Below are 2309 nucleotides of genomic sequence, written 5' to 3'. Positions count from 1 at the left end.
GGCGGGCGAGCAGCTTCGCGGCGACCGGTGACCGGCCGGCGGTGGTCGGGCTTTGACCGCCGCCGACGTGCGCGATGAAGACGGGACCGCCGGCCCCGGGCACCGGGGCGAGCACCCGGCCGGCCTGCCCGAGCCAGGGGTAGCGGCCGCCCAGCCCGTCGAAGCGGACCCGGCTGAGCACCGGCAGCCCCAGCAGGTCGGCCACCTCCAGCATCCGGTCGCCCGGGTTGTCGAGCACCTCCACCAGACCGTCGTCGGCCCAGCGGCGGACCACCATCCGCTCGTTGGAGGTCAGGTCGGCGTCGGAGAGCAGGGCCCGGTGCACGATGGCGTAGACCGGGACGCTGTCCTCCTCCAACTGCCGGGACAGGGCGTCGATCACCATGCCCAGCCGGAGCAGGCTGGCCGGCCGCCCGCCGTCCAGGTCCTGCCAGCGGATCACCTCGGCCAAATCCACGACGGCGCGGGCCAGCGAAGGGTCGGTGCAGACCCGACCCTCGATGGCGTCCAGCACCTTGCTGATCTCGAATCTCATCGGGCGCTCCGGACGATGTCGTCGATTCGCCGGGCCAGCTCCAGGTCGCGGTGCGTGACCCCGCCCGCGGAATGGGTGACGCAGCGGAAGGTCAGGGTCCGCCATCGGATGTCGATGTCGGGGTGGTGGTCGAGTTCCTCGGCCGTCGCGGCGACCCGGTCGACCACCGCGATGGCGTCCGGGAAGCTGCCCAGCTCGACGGTGCGGCTGATCCCGGCCGGGTCACCCGACCAGTCCGCCAACCCGCCCAGCTCGTCTCGTACCGCCTCCGCGGTGAGCACGTCTGCCATGCGACGACCCTACCGGCAGGCCCCTCCGGCGCCCTGCTCCGCCACCCGCCCTGAGCAGGGCGGGGGCGACTCACTTCCCGCGCAGCGGGCGGCCCACCTCGTGCAGGTGCGCCAGCGCCTGCCGGTACGACTCGACCAGCCCGGTCTCCGCGTACGGGACACCCCGTTCGGCGCAGTATGCCCGCACGATCGGCTGCGCCCGGCGCAGGTTGGCCCGCGGCATGTTGGGGAAGAGGTGGTGCTCGACCTGGTAGTTGAGCCCGCCCAACGCGAGGTCCACGACGCGACCGCCTCGGACGTTGCGCGAGGTGAGCACCTGCTTACGCAGGAAGTCCAGGTCGTCGGCGTCGGTCGGCATCGGCATCCCCTTGTGGTTCGGGGCGAACGAACAGCCCATGTAGAGCCCCCACAGCCCCTGGTGGACGGCGACGAAGAGCAGCGCCTTCACCGGCGACATGGCCGCGAACACCAGCCCGAGGTAGCCGACGGCGTGCAGGCCGAGCAGCAGTCCCTCCACCGCGCGGTGCCGAACCGGCGTGCTCCACCGGCCGTCCGGCTCCCGCCGGACCAATGCCCGGACGCTCGCCACGTGCAGCGCCAGCCCCTCCAGGAGCAGCATCGGGAAGAACAGCCACGCCTGCCGCCGGGCCAGCCACCGGCCGAAGCCGCGGCTCGCGATCGCCTGCTCGTACGTCCAGACGAGGGCGCCCGCCCCGACGTCGGGGTCCTCGTCGCTGTGGTTCGGGTTGGCGTGGTGCCGGTTGTGCTTGTCGATCCACCAGCCGTAGCTGAGCCCGACCGCCAGGTTGGCGGCGATCAGCCCGGCCAGGTCGCTCGGGCCGCGCCGGCGGAACATCTGCCGGTGCCCGGCGTCGTGGCCGAGGAACGCCACCTGGGTGGTGGCCACCGCCATCCCGACCGCGAGCAGCAGCTGCACCCAGGAGTCGCCGACGGCGACCACCCCGGCCCAGCCGGCCAGGAAACCACCCAGGGTGAGCACGATCCGCACCGCGTACCCGACCGGCCGGCGGGCGAACAGGCCGGCCTCGGCGACCCGGCGGGACAACCGCGCGTAGTCACTGCCCCGCCGTTCCGATGGTGCCGCCAGCGTCGAAGAAGTCATCTGCGCTCCCCGTTCCTCGGTGGTGTGGCCCCGCCTGGCGGCGCGGCCCGCGTACCGAGTCTGGTCGGCACGGTTGCGCTGAGTAATACGGTACGCCCCCGAGCTGGGGGTGGGGCTGGCCCTACCGTCAGCTCATCCGGCGGACCAGGATCCGCAGCCGGGCCAGGTCCCGCCGGCGCCGCTCGTACGTGGCGGCGAGCGCGATCAGGGCCAGACCGCCGAGGGCGAGGAAGATCCACCGGGGCAGCAGGTCCAAGCCGCGGGCCAGCTCGTGCAGGGCGAGCGGGACGAGGGTGGCCGAGCCGAGCAGCACCGGCGCCTGCCACCGGCGGACGGCCCCGGCCAGCACCGCGCCCAGCGC

General features: G+C 73.6%; 3 protein-coding genes and 1 pseudogene. All 4 read right to left on the bottom strand.

Annotation, left to right across the window (positions count from 1 at the left end):
• Positions 1-535 (bottom strand): annotated as a pseudogene (locus tag DKL51_RS31120) (FHA domain-containing protein); the annotation flags it as partial.
• Positions 532-825 carry a 4a-hydroxytetrahydrobiopterin dehydratase gene (locus tag DKL51_RS31115; RefSeq protein ID WP_109944250.1) on the bottom strand — a complete coding sequence of 98 codons (294 nt, stop codon included), beginning with the start codon at positions 823-825 and terminating at the stop codon, positions 532-534. The pseudogene DKL51_RS31120 and the gene DKL51_RS31115, both read right to left, overlap by 4 nt.
• A gap of 70 nt (positions 826-895) precedes the next feature.
• The gene (locus DKL51_RS31110; RefSeq protein ID WP_109944251.1) at positions 896-1948 is read right to left on the bottom strand and encodes a fatty acid desaturase family protein; all 1053 of its coding nucleotides are present in this window, start codon (positions 1946-1948) and stop codon (positions 896-898) included.
• A gap of 127 nt (positions 1949-2075) precedes the next feature.
• A partial coding sequence (locus DKL51_RS31105; RefSeq protein WP_148097894.1) for an SCO7613 C-terminal domain-containing membrane protein occupies positions 2076-2309 on the bottom strand: 234 nt, incomplete at its 5' end.

Source organism: Micromonospora globispora, assembly GCF_003857015.1.
Lineage (GTDB): Bacteria > Actinomycetota > Actinomycetes > Mycobacteriales > Micromonosporaceae > Micromonospora > Micromonospora globispora.
Note: the sequence above shows the minus strand (reverse complement) of the source record. Positions and strands in the feature narration are given on the sequence as shown.

Bases quoted from the DNA above. Each gene is read 5' to 3' on its own strand.
- DKL51_RS31115 (WP_109944250.1), bottom strand. From the start codon at position 825: ATGGCAGACGTGCTCACCGCGGAGGCGGTACGAGACGAGCTGGGCGGG.
- DKL51_RS31110 (WP_109944251.1), bottom strand. From the start codon at position 1,948: ATGACTTCTTCGACGCTGGCGGCACCATCGGAACGGCGGGGCAGTGAC.